The sequence below is a fragment of the Streptomyces sp. NBC_01450 genome (assembly GCF_036227505.1).
Taxonomy (GTDB): domain Bacteria; phylum Actinomycetota; class Actinomycetes; order Streptomycetales; family Streptomycetaceae; genus Streptomyces.
In genome coordinates, this window is sequence record NZ_CP109480.1 from 336,096 (window position 1) to 356,923 (window position 20,828).

At 66.2% G+C, this 20,828-nt stretch carries 19 protein-coding genes and 3 pseudogenes; 13 read left to right on the forward strand and 9 right to left on the reverse strand.

Annotated elements, in window-relative coordinates:
• Positions 1–435: 435 nt before the first annotated feature.
• From OG568_RS01560 to OG568_RS01585, 6 genes and pseudogenes are all read left to right on the forward strand, one after another.
• Positions 436–1,296, forward strand: a complete 861-nt coding sequence (locus OG568_RS01560) for a TIM barrel protein (protein WP_329529935.1) — start codon at positions 436–438, stop codon at positions 1,294–1,296.
• An 8-nt stretch (positions 1,297–1,304) separates the two neighbouring features.
• Positions 1,305–2,532, forward strand: a pseudogene (locus OG568_RS01565) (MFS transporter).
• A 20-nt stretch (positions 2,533–2,552) separates the two neighbouring features.
• Positions 2,553–3,572 (forward strand): Gfo/Idh/MocA family oxidoreductase, encoded by a 1,020-nt coding sequence (locus tag OG568_RS01570; protein WP_329529936.1) that lies wholly within the window; start codon positions 2,553–2,555, stop codon positions 3,570–3,572.
• On the forward strand, positions 3,569–4,438 hold the full coding sequence (locus tag OG568_RS01575; RefSeq protein ID WP_329529937.1) for a sugar phosphate isomerase/epimerase family protein: 870 nt from the start codon (positions 3,569–3,571) through the stop codon (positions 4,436–4,438). The genes OG568_RS01570 and OG568_RS01575 overlap by 4 nt, the downstream gene beginning before the upstream one ends.
• A 277-nt stretch (positions 4,439–4,715) precedes the next feature.
• Positions 4,716–5,255: a GNAT family N-acetyltransferase gene (locus tag OG568_RS01580; RefSeq protein ID WP_329529938.1), complete on the forward strand. Its 540-nt coding sequence runs from the start codon at positions 4,716–4,718 to the stop codon at positions 5,253–5,255.
• Positions 5,256–5,341: 86 nt separating this feature from the next.
• Positions 5,342–5,527: pseudogene (locus OG568_RS01585) on the forward strand (IS5 family transposase); the annotation flags it as partial.
• 59 nt (positions 5,528–5,586) lie between these two features.
• Here OG568_RS01585 and OG568_RS01590 read toward each other — a convergent pair.
• Positions 5,587–6,186 (reverse strand): hypothetical protein, encoded by a 600-nt coding sequence (locus OG568_RS01590; RefSeq protein ID WP_329529939.1) that lies wholly within the window; start codon positions 6,184–6,186, stop codon positions 5,587–5,589.
• Between the two features lie 197 nt (positions 6,187–6,383).
• On the opposite strand from OG568_RS01590, the pseudogene OG568_RS01595 reads away from it, so the two are divergent.
• Positions 6,384–6,625, forward strand: a pseudogene (locus tag OG568_RS01595) (hypothetical protein); the annotation flags it as partial.
• 375 nt (positions 6,626–7,000) lie between these two features.
• Complete coding sequence (locus OG568_RS01600; RefSeq protein ID WP_329529940.1) at positions 7,001–8,269, forward strand: multicopper oxidase family protein; 1,269 nt, start codon at positions 7,001–7,003, stop codon at positions 8,267–8,269.
• Between the two features lie 902 nt (positions 8,270–9,171).
• Here the strand turns inward: OG568_RS01600 and OG568_RS01605 are convergent.
• A complete protein-coding gene (locus OG568_RS01605) occupies positions 9,172–9,669 on the reverse strand; it encodes a MarR family winged helix-turn-helix transcriptional regulator (RefSeq protein ID WP_329529941.1) in 498 nt (165 codons plus the stop codon).
• A gap of 259 nt (positions 9,670–9,928) precedes the next feature.
• On the opposite strand from OG568_RS01605, the gene OG568_RS01610 reads away from it, so the two are divergent.
• From OG568_RS01610 to OG568_RS01620, 3 genes are all read left to right on the forward strand, one after another.
• Complete coding sequence (locus OG568_RS01610) at positions 9,929–10,696, forward strand: pirin family protein (protein ID WP_329529942.1); 768 nt, start codon at positions 9,929–9,931, stop codon at positions 10,694–10,696.
• Between the two features lie 1,260 nt (positions 10,697–11,956).
• Complete coding sequence (locus OG568_RS01615; protein ID WP_329529943.1) at positions 11,957–12,415, forward strand: MarR family winged helix-turn-helix transcriptional regulator; 459 nt, start codon at positions 11,957–11,959, stop codon at positions 12,413–12,415.
• 333 nt (positions 12,416–12,748) lie between these two features.
• Positions 12,749–12,994, forward strand: coding sequence for a hypothetical protein (locus OG568_RS01620; RefSeq protein ID WP_329529944.1), 246 nt, complete (start codon positions 12,749–12,751; stop codon positions 12,992–12,994).
• A gap of 117 nt (positions 12,995–13,111) precedes the next feature.
• On the opposite strand, the gene OG568_RS01625 is transcribed toward OG568_RS01620, so the two are convergent.
• From OG568_RS01625 to OG568_RS01635, 3 genes are all read right to left on the reverse strand, one after another.
• Positions 13,112–13,825, reverse strand: a complete 714-nt coding sequence (locus OG568_RS01625; RefSeq protein ID WP_329529945.1) for an SDR family NAD(P)-dependent oxidoreductase — start codon at positions 13,823–13,825, stop codon at positions 13,112–13,114.
• Positions 13,826–14,363: 538 nt separating this feature from the next.
• Positions 14,364–14,510 (reverse strand): hypothetical protein, encoded by a 147-nt coding sequence (locus tag OG568_RS01630; RefSeq protein WP_329529946.1) that lies wholly within the window; start codon positions 14,508–14,510, stop codon positions 14,364–14,366.
• A gap of 78 nt (positions 14,511–14,588) precedes the next feature.
• Entirely contained in the window at positions 14,589–14,783 is a 195-nt protein-coding gene (locus OG568_RS01635) for a hypothetical protein (RefSeq protein WP_266578775.1), read from the reverse strand.
• A 394-nt stretch (positions 14,784–15,177) separates the two neighbouring features.
• On the opposite strand from OG568_RS01635, the gene OG568_RS01640 reads away from it, so the two are divergent.
• Both OG568_RS01640 and OG568_RS01645 read left to right on the forward strand, forming a co-directional pair.
• Positions 15,178–15,357, forward strand: coding sequence for a hypothetical protein (locus OG568_RS01640; RefSeq protein ID WP_266578779.1), 180 nt, complete (start codon positions 15,178–15,180; stop codon positions 15,355–15,357).
• An 841-nt stretch (positions 15,358–16,198) separates the two neighbouring features.
• Positions 16,199–16,414 (forward strand): hypothetical protein, encoded by a 216-nt coding sequence (locus tag OG568_RS01645; protein ID WP_323138262.1) that lies wholly within the window; start codon positions 16,199–16,201, stop codon positions 16,412–16,414.
• 202 nt (positions 16,415–16,616) lie between these two features.
• Here the strand turns inward: OG568_RS01645 and OG568_RS01650 are convergent, their stop codons facing one another.
• The 4 genes from OG568_RS01650 to OG568_RS01665 all read right to left on the reverse strand — a co-directional run bounded on the left by OG568_RS01650 (position 16,617) and on the right by OG568_RS01665 (position 20,421).
• On the reverse strand, positions 16,617–16,994 hold the full coding sequence (locus OG568_RS01650) for a fic family toxin-antitoxin system, toxin component (RefSeq protein WP_329529947.1): 378 nt from the start codon (positions 16,992–16,994) through the stop codon (positions 16,617–16,619).
• Positions 16,994–17,233, reverse strand: coding sequence for a hypothetical protein (locus OG568_RS01655; protein ID WP_266633761.1), 240 nt, complete (start codon positions 17,231–17,233; stop codon positions 16,994–16,996). The genes OG568_RS01650 and OG568_RS01655 overlap by 1 nt, the downstream gene beginning before the upstream one ends.
• 297 nt (positions 17,234–17,530) lie before the next feature.
• A complete protein-coding gene (locus OG568_RS01660) occupies positions 17,531–17,929 on the reverse strand; it encodes a 6-pyruvoyl trahydropterin synthase family protein (RefSeq protein ID WP_266423714.1) in 399 nt (132 codons plus the stop codon).
• A 551-nt stretch (positions 17,930–18,480) separates the two neighbouring features.
• Positions 18,481–20,421: an N-acetylmuramoyl-L-alanine amidase gene (locus OG568_RS01665; protein WP_443077514.1), complete on the reverse strand. Its 1,941-nt coding sequence runs from the start codon at positions 20,419–20,421 to the stop codon at positions 18,481–18,483.
• Between the last annotated feature and the right edge of the window lie 407 nt (positions 20,422–20,828).

Here is a 20,828-nt window from a genome sequence, read left to right on the forward strand (position 1 = left end):
ACCCACCCTTCGACGGCGCCCACCCTACGGGCAGTCGCGAAATCTCCCAGCAACAAGCTATTGACATGACATTTGGACAGGGGCCATCGTACTCGGACTAGAGCGCGCTAGTAGAGCGCGCGAAGAGATCCATCTCCCGCACCGCTTACCGGGATCCCCGGAGTGAGAGGAATGACAGTGAAGCGAGGAGCCGAGCCGCTCCACCACCCTCGCGGAGCCCGCCTCGGGCGAAGGCGGGGACGACGGCCCCGGGAAGACGGTGAAGCCATCTCCCGACCTCGACCTCGACCTCCACCCCCACCCCCACCTCGACCTCGACCGGCGACCGGCGACCGGCGACCGATGTTCCGGCAAGGCCCCGATCACACACAGAAGACCCGCGCAAAATCCTCCATCCCGCTCCCGCTCCCCCTCCCTCTCCCCCAAGGACACGCCATGGCAACGGCGCCATCCCCACTCCGCACCACCGCGGGCAACCTCTGCCTGGGTTCGGCCCCCGACTCCTGGGGCGTCTGGTTCCCCGAGGACGAGCACCAGGTGACGTACCCGCGCTTCCTCGACGAACTCGCGCAGGCCGGCTACGAGTGGCTTGAGCTCGGCCCCTACGGTTTCCTCCCCACCGCCCCGCAGCGGCTGAAGGCCGAACTCGACGCCCGTGGGCTCCAGGTCTCCGGCGGCACCGCCTTCGGCGCGCTGCACCGGCCGGAAGCCTGGGACGAGATGCTCGCCCACGTAAGGCAGGTGGCCGCGCTGACCGCCGCGCAGTGGGCGGGCTTCGGCCGGGCCGCCGACCGGCTCGGCCGACTCCTGCTCGACGACTACGACGTACGGCTTGTGATCCACCCGCACGCCGACAGCCACATCCAGACCCAGCCCGAGATCGAGCGGCTGCTGAACGAGTCCGACAGCCGGTACACCAATCTCTGCCTGGACACCGGCCATGTGGCATACGGCGGTGGCGACAACCTGGACCTGATCCGCCGCTTCGGGGAACGCGTCGGCTATGTGCACATCAAGCAGATGGACCCGGCGGTCCTCGTCCAGGTGGCCGAGGAGAATCTCTCGTTCGGTGAGGCCGTACGGCGCGGGGTGTGCGTGTCCCCGCCGGAGGGCGTGCCGAGCCCGGCCGATGTGGTGGCCGAACTCGCACAACTCGAAGCCGAGTTGTTCGTGATCGTCGAGCAGGACCTGTACCCGTGCGCTCCCGATGTGCCGCTGCCTATCGCCGTACGCACCCGTGAACACCTGGCCGGTTGCGGGCTCTCCGGAACTCGACGACCGAAGACCACCTGCTAGGAGGCGCCATGGATGTCAGGGACGGCACGGCAACGGCACTCACCACCCCACCCCGGATCATCGACGACGCACCGGCCGCGGTACGACGAAGGCTCCGGGTCATCACCGTCATCGCCACCTTCGGCGGACTCCTCTTCGGCTACGACACCGGCGTCATCAACGGTGCCCTGCCGTACATGACCGACGACCTGGGACTGACCCCGGTCACCGAGGGCATGCTCACCAGCTCGCTGCTGTTGGGCGCCGCCCTCGGGGCCGTGGCCGGCGGCTGGCTCCCGCAACGAACTCATGGTCGTCAGCGGTCAGTTGCTCGCCTTCACCTTCAACGCGATCCTCGCCGACGTGGGTGGTGAGTCCGGCGGTGTCTGGCGCTGGATGCTCGTGATCGCCACGATCCCGGCCGTCGTGCTCTGGTTCGGCATGCTGGTCATGCCGGACAGCCCCCGCTGGCTGGCTTCCCAGAGCCGCTTCAACGAGGCCTTCGAAGTGCTCAGGCAGATCAGGTCCGAGGCCCGGGCCCAGGCCGAACCGAGTGAGGTGTCCGCGCTCGCCGTCAAGGACGAGCAGGAAAGGCTCGGTGGCTGGAGGGACGTGAAGGCCACTCCCTGGGTGCGCCGACTGATGTTCATCGGCTTCGGCATCGCGGTCGTGCAACAGATCACCGGCGTCAACACGATCATGTACTACGGCACCCAGATCCTCACTGACGCCGGCTTCACCGCCGACAGCGCACTGACGGCCAACCTCGCCAACGGCGTGATCTCAGTGCTGGCCACCTTCGTCGGCATCTGGCTCCTGGACCGCGTCAACCGCCGCCCTATGCTGATGACCGGTCAGATCGGAACTGCCACCGCCCTGTTGCTGATCGGCGTGTTCTCGCTGGCGTTGCCGGAAGGCACGGGCCGTGCGTTCGCCGTGCCGGCGATGACCGTCACCTTCCTCGCCTTCCAACAGGGCGCGATCTCGCCGGTGACCTGGCTGATGCTGTCGGAGATCTTCCCGATGCGGATGCGCGGCTTCGGGATGGGCGTCGCGGCCGTGGTGCTGTGGCTGACCAACTTCGCGATCGGCCTGGTCTTCCCGTCCCTGGTCTCCGGGATCGGCATCTCCCACACCTTCTTCCTCTTTGTCGTGGCGGGTGTCCTCTCCCTCGTCTTCGTCAAGCTCTACGTCCCCGAAACCAGGGGCCGCACCCTCGAAACCCTCGAAGCCGAGCTCCGCACACGCTTCTCCTGACCCTCGAAGGAAAGACGACCATGACCGTACGGGTAGGCGTCATCGGCGCCGGAATGATCGGCCAGGACCACATACGACGGCTCACCGAGGTCGTCACCGGCGCCGCGGTCACCGCCGTGACCGACCTCGACCAGGCCCGGGCAGCCGAGGTGGCCGCCCGTGTGGGCGCGATGGCGCTGCCGACCGGCGCCGAGCTGACCAACTCCCCCGACGTGGACGCCGTCCTCGTCACCTCCTGGGGCCCCACCCATGCCGAGCACGTCCTGAACGCCCTCGCCGCACGCAAGCCCGTCTTCTGTGAGAAGCCCCTCGCCACAACCGCCGAGGACTGTATGCGCATCCTCGAGGCCGAACGCGCCCACGGCCGCCGCCTCGTGCAGGTCGGCTTCATGCGCCGATTCGACGCGGGCTACCGCCGGATGAAGCAGGTCATCACCTCCGGCGCCCTCGGTGCCCCGTTGATGGTGCACTGCGCCCACCGCAACCCCGCCGTCCCCGAGTCGTACACCTCCGCCATGGCCGCCCAGGACACGGCCGTGCACGAAATCGACGTGTTGCGCTGGCTGCTCGACGACGAGATCGTCTCCGTTCAGGTGATCACCCCACGCGCCACGAGCCACCGCTTCGAGCACCTGAAGGACCCTCAGATCATGCTCTTCGAGACCGCGAACGGCGTCCGAATCGATCTGGAGGTCTTCGTCAACTGCCAGTACGGCTACGACATTCAGTGCGAGATCGTCGGCGAGAAGGGTCTCACCCGCCTGCCCGACCCGGCCGCCGTCGCCATCCGCACCGCGGGACGGCACACCACCGCCGTCATGGATGACTGGAAGGCCCGTTTCACGGACGCCTTCGACACCGAGTTCCGCGAATGGGTCGCGGCCATCGGGACCGACGGCGAGCCCACCGGCCCGTCCGCCTGGGACGGCTACGCCGCCACCGTCATCACCGACGCCGCGGTCCGGTCCCTGGAATCCGACGGCGCCGTCGTCACCGTGGACATGAAGCCCCGCCCCACCCTTTACGGAGGCACCGCATGAAGATCGCCCTCGACCCGTACATGTTCCGCGCCCTGCCGCTCGACGAGATGGTGCGGACGGTCGCCGACCTCGGCTACCAGTACATCGAGCTGTCCCCGCGAAACGACTTCATGCCGTTCTTCCTTCACCCACGGGCGGACGACGAGCGCGTGGCCGACTTGAAGAACTCGCTGCGCAGGCACGGCGTCCAGCTCTCCTCCGTGCTTCCGCTCTACAAGTGGTCCTCGCCCGACGAGACCGAGCGCCAGGCTGCCGTCCGCTACTGGAAGCGGATGATCGAGATCACCGCCGAGCTCGAATGCCCGTTGATGAACTCGGAGTTCAACGGCCGCCCCGACCGAGCCGCCGAGAGCGAAGCAGCCTTCTGGCGTTCCATGGAGGAACTGCTGCCCGTCTTCGAACGCGAGGGCATCGCCCTCAACCTGGAGGCGCACCCGGACGACTTCTGTGAGGAGAACACACCGGCGGTCGACCTCGTACGCGCCGTCAACAAGACCTGGGTGAACTACCTCTACTGTGCCCCGCACTCCTTCCACCTCTCCGGAGCGTCGGACGGTGGTGCGGACGTCGCAGCGATGATGCGCCACGCCGGCGACAAGCTCCAGCACGTGCACATCGCGGACTCCTTCAACCACAAGGGATCGTCCGGCCTGCGCTACATCCTCAACCCGCCCGGCACCACAGCCCGCGTCCACCAACACCTCGACATCAGCCAGGGCGAGGTCGACTGGGACGCCTTCTTCGGCACGCTCCGCGAACTGAACTTCGACGGCGTCGCCACCGCCTGCGTCTTCGCCTGGGAGGAACGCGCCCGGGAGTCCTCGGCGTTCATGCTGGACCACATCAGCAAGGAACTCGCCGCGTAACGCGAGCTGCCTCCGAGGCCGAGCGGGTCTCCTCCTCGGGGGCAGGCCCGTCTCCTCAAGTCGGAACCGTCATCACGCAATGTGGGTCTGATGCCCGTTCTCGTGTAAACGACGCCGCTGACCCCGACATGGTGTTTGTCACGGCGAGGGACGCCGCCCACCGCACCGCGCCGGGCTGATTCGCGATCTCAGGCGGTCGGACGCCTGGTGAGGGGTGCGTCCCTGGGTGCGGAAAAAGGGATTGCCTCCAGGTCAGAGCTCACGTTGGCTGGACAGCATGTCTGAACTGCGCACCGATCGACTCACCCTCCGCCGATGGCGTGACTCCGACCTTGAACCATGGGCGGCGATGAACGCCGATCCCGAAGTTCGGGAGCACTTGGGCGACCTACTTACCCGCGACCAGAGCGATGGCTCCGTGGCGCGGTTCCAGGCCGAGTTCGACCAGCGAGGATACGGATGGTGGGCGGTTGAGGTGCAGGCCACGGGAGAGTTCATCGGCTTCGCGGGCTTGGACCAGGTCGATGACGGCATGCCGTTCACCGGAGTGGAGATCGGCTGGAGGCTCGCCCGCTCGGCCTGGGGACAGGGCTACGCCACCGAGGCCGCGCGGACAGCCCTGGCCCACGGCTTCGACACTCTTGAGCTTCCCGAGATCCTCGCCGTGACCACGGCCACCAACCTCCGTTCACAGGCGGTGATGCGCCGGATCGGCATGACCCGGGACCCGGCCGACGACTTCGACGACCCCACCGCGCCCGCAGGACCACTGCGTCCCAACGTGCTGTATCGCATCGCCCGTAGTGCGAGGACCTGACCCGATGCCCGCGGGGAGTTGACCGAGCCGGTCCGCACGGCCTGGCGGACCGAGCGGAGCCGTCATGCTCCGGACACCGGACGGCAGAGCGGACCTACGGCCGGCTGATGCTCAACCGCCGTCTGGCCCGCTACGACGAACCCCGCCCTCACCACTCCGAACCCATGATCCACCTCGCCATGAGCGACCTCATGGCCCGCCGACTCACCGGTGAGAGCACCATCTCCTGGCGCGACCCTTCAAAGCCACACCAAACGAAGATTCTGGGATGAAGCAACGGGAGAAAACGACCTCCAAAGCCGCAAGGACCCGGTCACCTCCCGCCCTGGCTTCAGCCGGTCTTGGCGCAGATCGCGTAGACGGAGGCCGTGTAGTACGGGTCGTAGCCGCCGTTCAGGAACCCGACGGTCCAGCCAACGGGGGTGGTGCCGGACACGATCGGGTTGGAGTGCAACTCCGAACCATACGATTGGGCATCGGTGCCGGGCAGGTACCAGCCGCCCCCGGTGGCGATCTCGCCGTCCGGGCACTTGGCGTCGACGTCGACCATGTCCAAGAGACCGACGTTCTTCGACACGGTGACCACGTGCAAGCCCGCCAGACCGGAGGCTCCGGCGGGCCCCTGCGGACCCGTGGGTCCGGCCGGACCCTGCGTTCCGGTGTCTCCCTGCTGACCTGCCGGTCCCGCCGGTCCCGTCGCCCCCTGCGCGCCGGTGTCCCCCTTCGGTCCGGTGTCCCCCTTCGGTCCGGCGTCGCCCTTCGGTCCGGTCTGCGCCCAGGTGACGGACTGCTCGTGGGGCCGGCAAGCGGAGTCCACCTCGACGAGGCGCAGGTGCCCGCTCGAGTTCACGCATCCATGAATCGTGCCGTCCGCGGCGATGTACGGCTGCTGCTCATTGGTGGCCGACGCGAAATCCGCAGACGTCGCCACGAGCACGACGGCGGCGGCAACGGCCGCTGTAACGGCACGGCGAATCAAAGTCACAGGTCCCCCCAGGATCGCTGGCTCGTCGGCCGGAACATCCGACCGAGGCTTCACAACTATCGCAAGAGCAGCGCGCATTGACGATATGTATGTGAATGTAAAAGTCGACGGATCGTTGGCAGTCGGCCCGGGGCGTCGGCCGACCGCCCATACCCGGCCTACAGCCCCGTGAGACGCGAACGCATCCGGTGCCCGGTGGCCCGGCAGCCTGGAGCCCCAAGCGGCTGTTCGCCGACCGGAACTATGACCATGACAAGTACCGCCGCCTGCCGAGGAAGCGGAACATCAAACCCTTCATCGCCCGCCGTGATGTCGCCCACGGCTCTGGCCTGGGACGCATTCGCCGGGTTGCCCAGCGTCTTTCACCTGGCCGCACCCGTTCAAATGACCGCGCATCTACTGGGGCACCGAGTTGACCCCACCAAGACATGAGTCTCGCTCATCAAGGTGATGCCCGCCCCGTTCCTTCGGGTCGTGACCGATTCGTCCCGATTTCCCGATGCATGATGGCAGCTCACGGTCGTCCGTCTTCCATATGTGCAGTGCATGGGGGTTCAGCTTGTCCGCACACATCCGTCGCACCCGAGCCGTCATCGGATCCGCACTTGCCGCGCTCGCACTGGCTGCGGGATGCACTACGCGTACCGAGACGAGTGCACTCGGCCGACCGGAAGTCTCGACGGTTCCCCCGCGGAGCGTATCCCCGTCGCCGGCCCTCACCGCGCGGGCCACTGAAGATCTGCGTGACCCCTCGCAGATCGTGAGCAGGAACGGACTGCTCAGGACCAGGATCGTCGTCGAACGCAAGAAGGTGCGCCTGGCAGGCCGCGATCTGTGGGCCCTGACGTACAACGGGATGTACATGCCGCCCACGCTGCGTCTGCGGCCGGGCGACCGAATGGAGATCTCCTTCGACAATAGGCTCGACCAGCAGACGAATCTGCACGTCCATGGCATGCACGTCTCGCCCGTCGGCAATTCGGACAACGTCTTCCTCAAGATCGAGCCAGGGAAGACGTTCACCTACAAGTACACATTCCCCAAAAGCCTGGAGCCGGGAACGTACTGGTATCACCCGCACCCACACACGCTCTCCGCCGCCCAGACCGCCGGCGGCATGGCCGGCCTGATCGTGGTCGACGGCCTCGACGAGTATCTGCCGGTGGCGCTCCGCGGGATCACGGAACACGTCGTCGCGCTCAAGGACTTCCAACTCGTGGGCGACCAGATCAAGACCACGCATCTCAAGATCGGTGCACCTACGACACGCACCGTCAACGGGCAGCTCAACCCACGGATCCGGATCAGGCCCGGCGAGACCCAGCTGTGGCGCCTGGCGAACATCGGGGCCAACATCTTCTACAAAGTGACGCTGCCGGGCACGAGGTTCCACATCGTCGCCCAGGACGGCTACCCGGTGAACAAGGTCTACTCCGTCGACTCCTTGGTCATCCCGGCCGGTGCCCGCTACGACGTGCTCGTACGGGGCCCGAAGGCCGGTGTGTCGGAACTGCGGACCCTGCCGTACAACACCGGCAAGGCCGGAAACCAGTTCCCCCGGGCGACACTGGCCACAGTCCAGTCCAACGGCGAACCGATGCGACCCGCGGCCTTGCCCACAGCCTTCGCCCCCGTGGACGACCTCGCCACCGAAGCCGTCGCGGGACGCAAGACGGTCATCTTCACGGAGAACAAGGCGGGCACGCTCTTCTACATCAACCACAAGCAGTTCGACCACAGCCGCATCGACTTCCGGTCCGAGCTCAACACCGTCGAAGAGTGGACGATCAAGAACAACAGCGACGAGGTCCACTCGTTCCACATCCACACCAACGACTTCCAGGTGATGAGCATCAACGGCAAGCCGCAGGTCAACTACGGCTTGCGGGACACCGTCGACGTCCCTGCACGCGGAAACATGGTCATCCGGATCAGGTTCCTCGACTATCCGGGCAAGACGGTCCTGCACTGCCACGTCCTCAACCACGAGGACGCGGGGATGATGGCGGTACTCCAGATCGACAAGTAGCCGCGCGGCGCGGCCTGCCCCCGGGGACACGGCCGAGCACGCACTCCGCCATCTCAGCGCACGTCACCTGCCGGTCCAGGACGACGACCTCACTCGTCGCGACGTCCGAGAGAGCCGAGATCTGAGGGGCCCCGGGATGAAGACCACATGCTCGTCCATCGTCTCTCCTCCGGTTCGCCGCGGGCCCGAGGTGCCCTCCCTCAGCGGGTGCTGCCTCTGCATCCATCGTGTCCCTGCTTCGCGGTATCGGTCCGGTCAGACGGTCCGACCGTGATGGCGTCCCGCCAGGCGGTGCGGGAGACCCCTGGAATCCGCAGGTCGGGGGCGGTGACTCCGCCTGTGAGCTGTGCAGGAGGCCCCGCCCTCATGCCCGTGCGCCCGGAAGACCACTCGGGCGGAAACCTTGGTTCGACTGGTAGGCGAACTTCTCACTACGACAACGGCTACCGCTCTTACCGGTCGCAGGCATGATGCCACTGGGGAGCTCCAGCGGGCCAAGGCAAGCGCCCTGGAGGCGCCGCCGCACGATGACCACATTGCCGGTGACGTAGAACTGAAGAAGCTCGCGTTCTCGCTGTGGTGCATTTTGGGCTCTCCTGGTTCGCGCGAGTGACGAGTCCGGCTTCCTCATGCTCAATGACTTAAACACTCAAGTGATTGAAGTGCGTAAAACCGTCGACGTGGAGAGTTGATCAGCTTGACTGCACACGCGCGTTGGACACTCAAGCCATCTGGCGGGATGCGGTGGCGCCGATACCGTCAGCCGACCCGCCGGGCCGAGCCGATCGCGGACATGGGGCGCACCTCAGCGGGCCCTCACCTTGGGGGCCCCGCACACTCGCCGGGTCGGCACCACCGCCGCGAAATCCCCAAAGAAGGCGCATGCGGTGTGCGCGGTGCGCTCAGCGTGCGGGCGAGTCGATGCGCTGCAGGATGCGCTCGGCGTCCTGGCCGAGTCGGCGCAGGCGCTCGCTGGACAGGTTGTCCACCACGAGGTGGCGGACGTGGGCCACATGGCCGGGCGCAGCCGATTCCAACTTCCTCATACCGTCGGGCAGGAGGATGGCGTTGGTGAAGCGTCCGTCGCTCTGGTCCGGTTCACGCCGGACGTAGCCACGACTTTCCAGTCGTTTCACCATGTGCGACAGCCGGGACAGCGACGAGTTGGTGTGCTCGGCCAGTGTGCTCATGCGCAGGGTCCACTCGGGGGCCTCGGCCAGCATGGCCAGGGCCATGTATTCGACCATGCTCAGCTCCGCGTCGCGCTGCAGCTGAGCGTCGATGGCCCAGGGAAGCCTGGAGACCAGGCGGACCACCGACATCCACGACGCCAGTTCGGCCGGCGTGAGCCACAAGTCAGCATGCTCGTCCACCTGCTGAGACTTGTCGGGAGTGGTCATTTCGAGAGCGTACCAGCCTGGCCTGTCGCGATTGGATGCCTGGATCACCGATTCGGACAAGGCCACAGACGCAGGGCCTCAGGAGCGCCGATTGGCGCCATGGCGCGGTCCAACCCTCCTGAGTGAGCCACGGTGGCGACGTCGACGGGCGAGCCCCGTACCCACTCCCTAATGACTTGAATGTTCATGTGACTCCGACGTAACGTGGACGTTGAGTGTTGAACATTATGGAGATCTCTGGATGGAAAGGAAGCGCACTATGAGCGCATTGCTGACACCCACGGTGGACGTGCGGCGTGCCGACCAGCGGCTTGCGAGCCGCCTCTCCTGGCTCGACTCCAAGCACTCGTTCTCCCTCGGCACTCACCAGCCGGATCCGGCCAACACGCACCACGGCCTGCTGCTGGTCAACAATGAGGATCTGGTGCAGCCGGGTACGGGCTTCGAGACACATCCGCACCAGGACATGGAGATCGTCACCTGGGTTCTTCAGGGCTCACTGGTCCATCAGGACTCCAGCGGTCACCCCGGCGTGATCTACCCCGGTCTGGCCCAGCGAATGAGCGCCGGCACCGGCGTCCTGCACTCGGAGAAGAACGACTCCTACCGGTCGACCGGCGAACGTCCCACCGACCCGGTGCACTTCATCCAGATGTGGGTCCTGCCCGACGCACCTGGCGTCACGCCGGGCTACGAACAGCTCGAAATCGACGGCGAGTTGCTGGCCGGCGGGCTGGTCACGGTGGCATCCGGCATGGACAAGCACAAAGGCGCAAGCGCCATCTGGATCCAGAACCGGCATGCCGCGCTGTACGCGGCACGGCTGCGCCCCGGGCAGCACGTGAGCCTGCCCGAAGCACCGTATCTACACCTGTTCGTTGCCCGCGGCTCAGTGGACCTGGAGGGCACCGGTGGACTCAACGAGGGCGACGCTGTGCGTTTCACCGCCACGGGCGGGCATCAGGTCAGCGCCATCGGGCCCGCCGAGATCCTCGTCTGGGAGATGCACGCCACCTTCGCCGTGTGACCGGGCAGAGAACGGGACCGACAGCAGGAGTCGAGGCCGTGGAGGAGAAGGTGGTACGTACCGACAGGCCGGGGCCCGCCCAGAAGGCCGATTCGACCCCCACGAGCCGTGCGGGAGGCACTGTCCTCGTATCCGGACCACTGGAAGATCACACGATCAGGGACTTCCGAGAGGTGTGCTCTGCTGAGGCGGCCGGGGCGGTCGTGTGCGCAGCGGCGCGCACGGCGGTGTGCACAGGCGGAACCCCTTCGGCCGGTGGGAGCCCCCTGTGCGGGGAGGGGCCCAGCCGACAACTGGCAGGCGCTCCACGTCTGGAGCGGCGGCACACTCCGACGAATGCTCTGGTGGGCCTGCGGCAGGAAATTATGCGGCCGGACGGCTGCCTGCCAAGCACCAGCCTCATCCGCGCCTGCGATGCCACAACGGTGGCGGCGACTTGCGTCCGGCAGAGCAGTCACCGTCTGTCCGCGGACGGCATCGTCGGCCCGGCCACGTACAGCACGGCGAGTCGGCGACTCGTAGACGTCCCGCCCTGGACGGTGTACCGCCGGACTATGAGCGAGAGCGGCTGTTGTTCCTGACCGACGGGCAAGTGCGGCTTGATGGTCAACCCTCCCCGCGAGCGCCCGAGGCCGTGGTCGCCTGGCTCGGTTGACACGCCGTCAGGGGGCTCCTTTGGCACATCCCCCTTTGCCAGGCCCGGTCGGCGTGCTGACGGCCCGAGCCATCATGGAATCCACTCTCACATCCCACGCGCTCAGGCCCTTCGCATCAACCTCAGCCTGCAACCACTCGAAAATCCGTGTACCCGTCTTCGTACGCCACCGTTTGCCGTCAATCAGCCGCCAGCACGCCCACACAGGCGGCCGCCCCGGCTTCCTACCTAGCGGCAGCAACGGCCCAACCCGCGCCCGCCAGAGATCTTTAAGGAGGCGGGTTACGTGGGGCGTGGCGACCCGATCGTCCTGGTCTGTGACAACTTGAACACGCACATCAGCCGCACATGCGTGAGCATCCACGACCATGATCCACTGTCGCAAGACGGCCTAGTTGAATCACGAACACACTTCTCACAACTACGCACACGTATTACGTTCGCCTCCCGCGACACATGGAAACCGGTCGTTTATGGGGATAGGCGAGACTTCACCCCTCGCCCTTGAAAGCCGCCGCACTACTCTTTCTCATGATCGGAATCCAGGGATCGAAGCAACATGCGCGCGTCACTTCCGACTACGCACGGGCAATTACACTGTGACCATGGCAGACGCGAAGACGATCAAGCCGCTCAATCGCGATGAGGAGTCCTTCCTACGGGCCCTCGGCAGAGTGATGTCATTCTTGCCCCGAACCGTCGACGCGGACATGCTTGAGGAACAGCCGATTAGCAGTACGGAGTACATGGTCTTGGTACATCTGTCCGAGGCTCCGCACAACCAGATGCGCATGAGTGACCTGGCAAACATGTGTGGACTGTCCCTGAGCGGCATGACCAGAGTTGTGAACCGCCTGCAATCGCAATCACTTGTACTGCGCGAGAAGTCTCCTGACGACGGAAGAGCGTGGCTCGCCGTCCTCACCAGTTCCGGATGGACGCAACTGAAGCAGGCGTGGCCTACGAACCTCGCGAGTGTGCGGCGCCACGTTTTCTCCCGCCTGGAGGGCTGCGACATCGCTGCGGCCGTCGAGGTGTTGGAGCGCATAGCTCCCAGTTACTGAACTTGATTGGGTGCTGTCGGGACCGGCCGCCCGACAGCAGGCGCCGTCTCGTGCGCCTATGGGTGTAGCCGGGCAGTCCATCGCTGTCCATCTGCGCGGGGCTGGCATTCCAGGCGGGTTGATCGGATACGAGTACCGACCGCTGAGCGAGCCGGTGTACTTCGAGGGGGTCGGTGAGCAGAGGCTGGTCGCCATCGCCACGAGTGGTCCGTGCGGACGCATCGCCATTGACGTGGCGAGTGGTCACGCGGTGCGCATTCCCAAGATCGAGTCAGCGACGGCCAGTCGCGTGAAAACAGAAACCTCGACTCCTTCATCCGATGCGTCGCGGCCGTGATCTCACGCTTCCCCTTCTGCGCGGACGGCGACGAGGAGAAGTGCGAGTACGTAGCGGAAGAGCTGCGCGACCTCGTCTCCGGCATCGACGAGACCACCCTCGTGCGCCACGGATTCTGGGAGACCTCCTGCGACGACGTGACAATCGGGGACCACATCTCCGACGAGGAGCCCGACGAGCGTGTCCACGTCGGCGATGTCCCCCATGCGGTGCCCGTATGTCCGGGCAATGCGTGCGGGTAGGGGCTCGACTGAGTCCTCGACAAGCACGTCGACGGACCGGGTGCCGGGACCCGCCGGGACTGGTTTGCTGCACTTTCCTTGCCACGGTGAGTGGGGCCGACGCCCCTGGACTCGGCTCTATCGGCCGGCGCTCACGCCACCGTCCACGTGCAGAATCTCGCCGGTCACGAATGGGGCGTTCTCCAGGTAGATCACCGCATCCGCGATGTCGCTCTGTTCCCCCAACCGACCGATCGGGTGCAGGGCAGCGAGGTCCTCCTGGGGCACCTCCGAGTGCATCGGCGTGTTGATGGTGCCCGGCGAGACGGCGTTGGCACGAATCCCGCGTGCGGCGTACTCGATGGCGAGGGATTTCGTAGCGGATTGCAGACCGCCCTTGGTCAGCGAAGCCAGCACGGAAGGGACTCGCGAGTCGGCGTTGTCGACCAGGCTGCTGGTGATACTGACAATGTGTCCACCGCCCTGGGACAGCATTTGTTCGATGGCTAGTTGCGTTATGTAAAAGAAGCCGTCGAGGTTCACACGGGTCACCGCTGCATAATCTTCCTGGGTGTATTCCGTGAAAGGCTTCGCTATGAAAATTCCGGCATTATTGATCAGAGTGTCGACGCGGCCGAATCTCTCCATGCCCGCAGCGATAATTCGCTCGGCGGTGGCCGCCTCGGCGATATCGCCTGGGACCGCCAGGATGCCCTCGTCGCTGGAAGGTGCAATGCTGCGGGAGTTCGCGACGACGCCGTAACCAATTTTGCGAAAGGCCTCGACGATGCTCGCACCGATACCCTGCGAGGCACCCGTAACGATGGCGACCTTAGCGTTCTGAGAGCTCATGATTCAACGCTCCAGGAGGTGGCGGCTGCTCAATACGGCATGACCGAGAAGCGTATTTATGGACAGGCTTCGGCATCACTTTGACCAATTGACGTAGAGCGAAATGGACGGCGTCGTAATCCTCCAGCCTTGCAGAGGGCTTCGAACCTCTCCGCCCAGCAACCGGTCGCGTACGCGACCGAGGGATTGTGCACCAGCCATCAGCGTAAGTCTGTACCCCGCCTGCCGCATGCGGGGCGGGGTGCCGCCGCCGCACGTCAGACCATCATGGCTCCGCTGCCGCCGACTACTCCGTGCGGTTCCCCGGCACCGTGCCTCACGCAGTGATCAGCAGGACGACAGAGTCCGCATCATCGCCTGTGACTGCCAAATGTTCTGAAACGAACCATGGGGAGGTTGCGATAGCGGTGGTCGTAGGGAGCTCTGACGCGGCATTTTTTCATGGTCAACGCTCTGGATAGTGGACAGCGAAGGCGGTCAGCGAAGGGGACATCGTTCCAGAAATATGGAGCGCGCCTGGCCGCTGGGAACAGCAGGCTCACTGGAAGAACGCGCCGAGAAGCGTGATCGCCGCCAACTGATGCGCCTTTGAAGCAGATTCTTCAAAATCCCGAACGGGTTTGCGTCGATCATTGCCGTTCACATTGCGAAGCATGGGCAAGAGGACTTCCTGGTCCTTACTCATCCTGTAAGGAGCACTGTTACCGTCCCTCATATATATGGGCTCCTCTCCCGAAGCTGTAGTGACACCCCCGGTCATGAATCAGAGACCCAGATCCAACGCAAGGCACGAGAAATGATTCCACGAACCCTCGGGGTTGTAAGAGTCAGCTGCCAGGCCGTTCGGCGAGGGCTCCCTCTCCTCAACCATTTCCTCATAGCGGATACGCTCTGGCAGTTTACCGAACCGCTCGTGCCGTGCCGCTGCTGCCGCGTCGATCGCACCTTCAGTTCCCATGGTGGTGTCCTTTCGGTCGTAGCGAACCAGCTCACCGCTACTTGGTAGCGACAAGGCTGCACCAACCACACGTAACCTGTCAAGGTGGTGACGGTGGAGCGACGGCACTCGGTACTGTCAGTCATCAGTCGCGTACAGTGACCAGCGTGACGACAACAGCCATCCCCCTCCCATGGTCGGAGCGCGGCCGGACTGCCAGTAGGGCTCGAGCCGTCTCATCAGCTTCAGCCGTCGATACAGGCTCAAGCAGTCGTTCATGCAGGTGCGCGAGATTCGCCCTAGGCCACCGGGCGCCACCCGGTGAATACGTGCCCGTCAGGCTCACTCCTGCGTGACCGGACTGGGGGTACGCCGCCCAGGTGCGGCTCCGACACCAGCGATGGACAATGCAGACATGACTGAGCCACTACATCGGCCGACCGAAACGCCTCCCGCCGAGGGCTCTATAGCAGAGGCTCATCAAGAGCGGCCAGACGGCGGCATATGGGAGCATCCGTACTTCTGGCTGAGCTTGATCATCTTTGGGTCCGTGGTCATCGCCGCTTACTTCATCCTGCGCATCTTCGCGTATTAGACCGGCCCCACGTGCGGGCCGACGAAGCGCACGACCCCCGCCGCGACGCGGGGGCCGTCCTCACGGTCAAATGCGGGATCAACCGTCTGGAGCGCAACCGGCCGCGGCCACGCGACGGGACGCATCCGCCCTTCGCCTTTCGCCCTTCGCGACGAGGCGGCCGTGTAGGGCGCAAACCTCAACGCCGGATGGGACGTGGCGTGTGCCACCACGGCGACCATACGGCGCTGCCAAGGGAGCGGCCGGGACCACGATCCGGGCACTGGACTCGTCAGCGGTCTTCATCCGTAGGTCCCTCATCACCGGAGACGGGGAATCCCAGCACGAGGAGGGTGGGCGCTCCCCTCGCTGCACATCCGAACGCCGGCGGTCCATCGCATCCTCGGCCGCGCCCGGCGGACAGAGGCCCCGGTCGGTCTCGGTGGCGAGGGTTCGACAGCGTCGGCATCACCCGATGGGCGGCGAAACGGCGTACAGGAATAGGGCTTGCGCTCGTGCCGGAAGGGCTGCCGGGTGTGGTGTTCGACAGACTCATCGTCGAGGAGAACTCTGCGGTGGACGGCAGCACCGGAAGGGGGCCCCGGCCGGGCGATACCAGTGATCCGATCAGTACCGTCTCCGCGGTCGTCGCCCTCACCCGCGATCTCCATCGATCCGGCCTTCTCGATCGAGCACTCCACATCGAGCACACCACTATGTGGTAGCGCAGATCAGCGCGAAGGGGGCTGGAGCGAGCGACGGGGCCATCCGGGTGCTCCCTGGCCGTGTCGGCCGACTGGCGCGTTACCGGCTGGCCATGCTGGGCCCGGACGGCACCCTTCCCGGCGACAAGGAGCACGGTATGCCGACGGACCCGGTCGGACGATTCCTGGCGGCCTTGGACCCGGATCACCGGGAGGCCGTCGGCGCCAAGCCACGTGAAGAACAGGAGCGGCTCGCGGCGGCCTGGGAACGTGAACTCGAAGCGGACGACGAGCTCGACACCCTCGACGAGCTGTCCCCGCCGGCAGCAGAGGCCGAGGCGGCCCGCCGTGTCCTGGGCCGCGAACCCGGCTAGAGACCAGCGCCTGCCAGGCCCGCCCGTCGGCCGCAGCGCCGCACACCCGGAGCCCTGACCACCGTCGGATGTCGGACCGGCGCTCCCCGCGGATGCAGCGGCGTCGAAAGCCGTGCCACCAGGCGGGGGGTAAGGTCCGCTCACCCAGCCACCGCCATAGGTGCAGTCTTCGACAGCTGCGTCCCGTCCGCGCCGGTCTCGATCAAGTGGCGTGCGACCAGGTGCGCAACAGAGCGGCGATCTTTACAGCGCTGCACCCGGGGTCTCGGAGCAGGTCGCGCAGAGCGATGGCATCTTCACGAGTGGGCTTGACCTGGACTCCGGAGGCCTCCAGATACATGACGCCCGTCGCTGCGGCGACGGCCATGTTGGATCGCTCCAGCCAGCGGCATCGGCCGAGGATGTGCACCAGGGCGGCGGCACGGGCGTACGGGCCCTCGTAGACGGGTTGCTCGAGCAGTTCGGCCCGGTGGCAGGCGACTGCGGCGACGGGCACACCGTAGTCGTCGGGAGCGGGATCCCTCGCGCCGGCGAGCTCGGCGACCTGCAGGATCCAGGGAACGTCGATATGCAGGTCCATTACGCGGCTTGCGCTCCGGAGACGTGACGGTCGGCGTCCTCGGCCTCGTCGAACACGGCCTGGTGTTCGCTGAGGAAGCGCTCCGCGGCGTCCAGTCCTCGCTGCCGCAGCCCGTCGGTGTCCTCACGTACGAGGGCGGCGATGTAATCGCCGAGGCTCAGACCGCGGTCCTTGGCGCGGGCCTCGGCCAGCTGCTTGACGTCTTGGTCTACGCGTGCGCCCAGCTGTGTCTTCGCCATCCCATGATGGTAACAGCTGTTACCACCCGCGTGAGGAGAGGGCGCCCGACAGTTTCCGGGCCCCCCGAGCGCTGGTGGACGCGCCCCAGCGATCCGCTTCAGGTACGGGGACTCTGGGCGTGCACCCAACTGCCCCTCCACCTGAGGACTCCACACCCTTCTCTGGTCATGATCCCGGCGGCCGCGGTACCCACGGCGCAGCCAACGTCCGGGAGGTGACCGGGCCGGAGACGACCTCCGTGACGGACCCGGCCGGGGCGACGATGAGCGCCGCACCCGGCCCGTAACCGCGAGTGGTCAGAGCGCGCGCTCGTAACTCGCCCAGGCGATGTGCGACTCGTGGAGGCTGACGGTGAGGCCCGCGATCCCCTTGGCACCCTCGCCCAGGGCACCCTTGTGGATCCGCTCGGCGAGCCGGTCGGCGATGACCTTGGCCAGGAACTCGGTGGAGGTGTTTATCCCCGCGAAGTCCGGGTCGTCGTCGAGGTTGCGGTAGTTCAGTTCGCTCACTACCGCGCCCAGTTCCTGTGTGGCCAGCCCGATGTCGACGACGATGTTGTCGTCGTCCAACTGCTCGCGGCGGAAGGTGGCGTCCACGAGGAACGTGGCTCCGTGCAGGCGCTGGGCAGGCCCGAACACCTCGCCGCGGAAGCTGTGGGCGATCATGATGTGATCGCGGACGGTGATGCTGAACAACGGACGACCCTCCAGGTGTGGCGCGTCTTCATGCTTACTTGTTGCCGGGGATACCTGTATGACGGTGCTGAGAGTGCTCTAGGTTCAGTTGTCTCGACACCGACGGATCTGGACGGCAGCTGCGGCCGGTCCGCGACCCTACAGGTGATGCCTCGTCGCACAACTCCCGCTTCTCGGTGGGTGCGCGGGCTGTTGCGGCCCCGGAGACCAGCCTCATCCTACTGGCCACTCGCCCGGCACTCGGCACCATCGCCGCAGACCAGGCGGCTCGACGAGCCACCTCGCCGCCGGTCACACCGAGCGATCCGTGGGACCTGTGGGCGAAGTGACGCCCGCTCGACACATCGGTTGCGACAAGGAGCAGTACCCCGCACCCACATGCCAATGGGCACGCAGCCCACAGGTCAATGGGCACGCAGGGCGGCGAGCATGGGCACCCGCCGGCAGCGGCCTCTGCCATGTGTCCCTGGTGGACGCCTTGACGGCCGAGCCGACGGGAAGATTCCGCGGGTGCCGGGATCCGCTGCTCCCGGCACCCGCGGCGAAGGCGCTCAGCGCGCGGTGTGCTTCCGGTAGGGCGCTACCTCGGTGGCTGACACGTCGTCGGCGTACACCAACACCAGCCGGTGGTTGTACTGGATCGTGTACATCTTCTTGGCACCGATGAGTACCGCTCCGCTGGATGGGGAGTAGTCGTCGGTGGCTGCGGGCTGACTGGTGGCGACGTAGGCCTGACCGGTGGGCACGGTGTACATGCTGAGCGGCGCCTGGGTGGAGGCGCCGAAACCGACCGGGTACTCGGACAGGTCTGGGTAACTGGACCCGTAGACAGCCACCGGAGCGGTGCCCGCCGCCTTGACCACCTGTACCCCGTAGGCACGCGTGGTGTTGACGCCGTGCGGGTTGTAGAACCAGACCTTGGAGCCGCTGTACCAGATCGCGGTCCAGTCGCCGCTGCATCCGGCGACCACGAACTGCTGGCCGGCCTGCGCGGTGCTCCCCCAGTCGTTGATCCGGTCGGTGCCGGCGGCGGTACCGTGGATCGCCTGGTCACCGAAGAGCGGCGCCGCCGGGTCGGGCGCAGTGCGAAGGTAGACGAAATTCGACGCCCGCTGCTCCTCGGTGCAGGCGGGCGTACCCCCGGTCGGGTCGTCGGACGGGCACACCTGAACGGCCTGCACGTTCTTGGCGAAGCCCGGAGTGACGGTCACCACCGAGCCGACGGGGCCGACGCCTGACTCCCCCTGCGCGGGGACGCCGAGGAGGTCCATGAAGTGCTGCCAGTCCCAACTGGTGCCCGGGTCCCAGTGCATCGCGGAAACCAGGCTGGAGTTCGGCCCTGCAACGTTGTCATGGCCCACGATGTGCTGGCGGTCCAGGGGTATGCCGAAGCGCACGGACAAGTACTTGACCAGGTAGGCCGTGGTTTCGTACTCCGCCTCGGTGTACCAGGTAGCAGCCTGCACGGCGTAGCCCTCGTGCTCGATGCCGATCGAGTGCAGGTTCGAGGAGTAGTTGCCCGCGTGGAAGGCCACGTCCTTCGTGGGCACCATCTGGGTCACCGCGCCGTCGGCGGACCGCATCACGCAATTCGCCGACGACTTGCTCTTCGGGTCCTGGAAGGTGGCGATGGCGGAGTCGTAGGAGGATTCGGTGTCATGGATGACGATGGAGTCGATCCTGATGCCGTTGGCCGGCCGGTTGGAGACCTGACTGTTGCCCACGGCGGACGGCAGGAAGGCGCACCGCACGGCGGGCGGGCACTCGGTGTCGGCCGTAGCCGCGGAGGCCAGGTGCAAGTGGCTCATCTGTGCGGTGGCGGGCCGCACGTCCGGGTCGGCCGCGAGCCGCACCGTCTGACCGTCGAGAGTCGACCGGGCGTGGCCGCCGCCGATGGTCCGGTAGACACGCTGAGCGAAAGCTGTGGCGGCCTGCTTGTCCTTGGCCTGGCTGTAGCGTGCGACGGCTCCGTACCACTGGCCCGGGTCCGTCGGAGTGGCGCCGATCAGCTTGCGCTCATAGGAGGCGAGCAGTGCCGCGCCGCCCTCGATGTTCGTCGCCGGGTTCGTGCGCAGCGACTGCACGGACAGTCCCGTAGCCTTCGAGGCAGCCTGCAGCGTGTGGAGCGCGGGGTCGTTGGCCGTCGAAGCCAGGTCGCTGCGACCGGCCATACCCGCGTCTCCGCCGGCCAGCGTGGCTTTCGTGACGTCGGTCAGACGCATCGGTCCGTATCCGCCGCTGCGGCTGGGCAGGCCGTTGTGTGACTCCCAGGCCGACTCCTGGTAAGCGACGCCGAGCAACACGCTGGTGGGCACGTGGTACTTCGCGGCCGCTGTGGCGAAATCCTGCTGTCGGGGGTTGTCCGCGACGCCGCCCGCCTTTTGCGCTTCCGCGATGGTCGGAAGCAGGCCGATTCCGCCTACCGCCGGCGCGCCTACAGCGATTACGGCAGGAAGCCGCCGACGTGACGTTCCCTTGTGTGCGCGAAGCACAAGTGACTCCTTTGATGATGGATCAGCTGACGGTCCGGGCCGTCAGGTCAGAGGGCTCCAAAGCGTCCCCGGAGAAGCGGAGTCCGACGCTGTTACGGCGCCGCAGAAAGGAGAGGTCTTCCGCAGAGTGGCAAGGTGGCGCCGCAAATCGTCGTCGAGTGGGCTACGGCTTCATGGTCCGCGTTGCCGCTTGCCCATGAGGGGTGCAGGAAGGGGGGATTCAGGATCCTCGCCCCCTCGCTGCCCTCTCGTTCTGGCACTCATCTCGCAACTCTGTCGCCACTCGGCCCCGGGACTCGACCGTGCTGGTTCGCCTACTCGCCAACAAGCACTACGCCTGACGTGAGCATCCCGTCGACCGCAAGGCTGTTTTGAGGATGGCCTGACGGCCTACGAACTCACACCCT

Bases quoted from the DNA above. Each gene is read 5' to 3' on its own strand.
- OG568_RS01560 (WP_329529935.1), top strand. From the start codon at position 436: ATGGCAACGGCGCCATCCCCACTCCGCACCACCGCGGGCAACCTCTGC.
- OG568_RS01570 (WP_329529936.1), top strand. From the start codon at position 2,553: ATGACCGTACGGGTAGGCGTCATCGGCGCCGGAATGATCGGCCAGGAC.
- OG568_RS01575 (WP_329529937.1), top strand. From the start codon at position 3,569: ATGAAGATCGCCCTCGACCCGTACATGTTCCGCGCCCTGCCGCTCGAC.
- OG568_RS01580 (WP_329529938.1), top strand. From the start codon at position 4,716: ATGTCTGAACTGCGCACCGATCGACTCACCCTCCGCCGATGGCGTGAC.
- OG568_RS01605 (WP_329529941.1), bottom strand. From the start codon at position 9,669: ATGACCACTCCCGACAAGTCTCAGCAGGTGGACGAGCATGCTGACTTG.
- OG568_RS01610 (WP_329529942.1), top strand. From the start codon at position 9,929: ATGAGCGCATTGCTGACACCCACGGTGGACGTGCGGCGTGCCGACCAG.
- OG568_RS01615 (WP_329529943.1), top strand. From the start codon at position 11,957: ATGGCAGACGCGAAGACGATCAAGCCGCTCAATCGCGATGAGGAGTCC.
- OG568_RS01625 (WP_329529945.1), bottom strand. From the start codon at position 13,825: ATGAGCTCTCAGAACGCTAAGGTCGCCATCGTTACGGGTGCCTCGCAG.
- OG568_RS01630 (WP_329529946.1), bottom strand. From the start codon at position 14,510: ATGAGTAAGGACCAGGAAGTCCTCTTGCCCATGCTTCGCAATGTGAAC.
- OG568_RS01635 (WP_266578775.1), bottom strand. From the start codon at position 14,783: ATGGGAACTGAAGGTGCGATCGACGCGGCAGCAGCGGCACGGCACGAG.
- OG568_RS01640 (WP_266578779.1), top strand. From the start codon at position 15,178: ATGACTGAGCCACTACATCGGCCGACCGAAACGCCTCCCGCCGAGGGC.
- OG568_RS01645 (WP_323138262.1), top strand. From the start codon at position 16,199: ATGCCGACGGACCCGGTCGGACGATTCCTGGCGGCCTTGGACCCGGAT.
- OG568_RS01650 (WP_329529947.1), bottom strand. From the start codon at position 16,994: ATGGACCTGCATATCGACGTTCCCTGGATCCTGCAGGTCGCCGAGCTC.
- OG568_RS01655 (WP_266633761.1), bottom strand. From the start codon at position 17,233: ATGGCGAAGACACAGCTGGGCGCACGCGTAGACCAAGACGTCAAGCAG.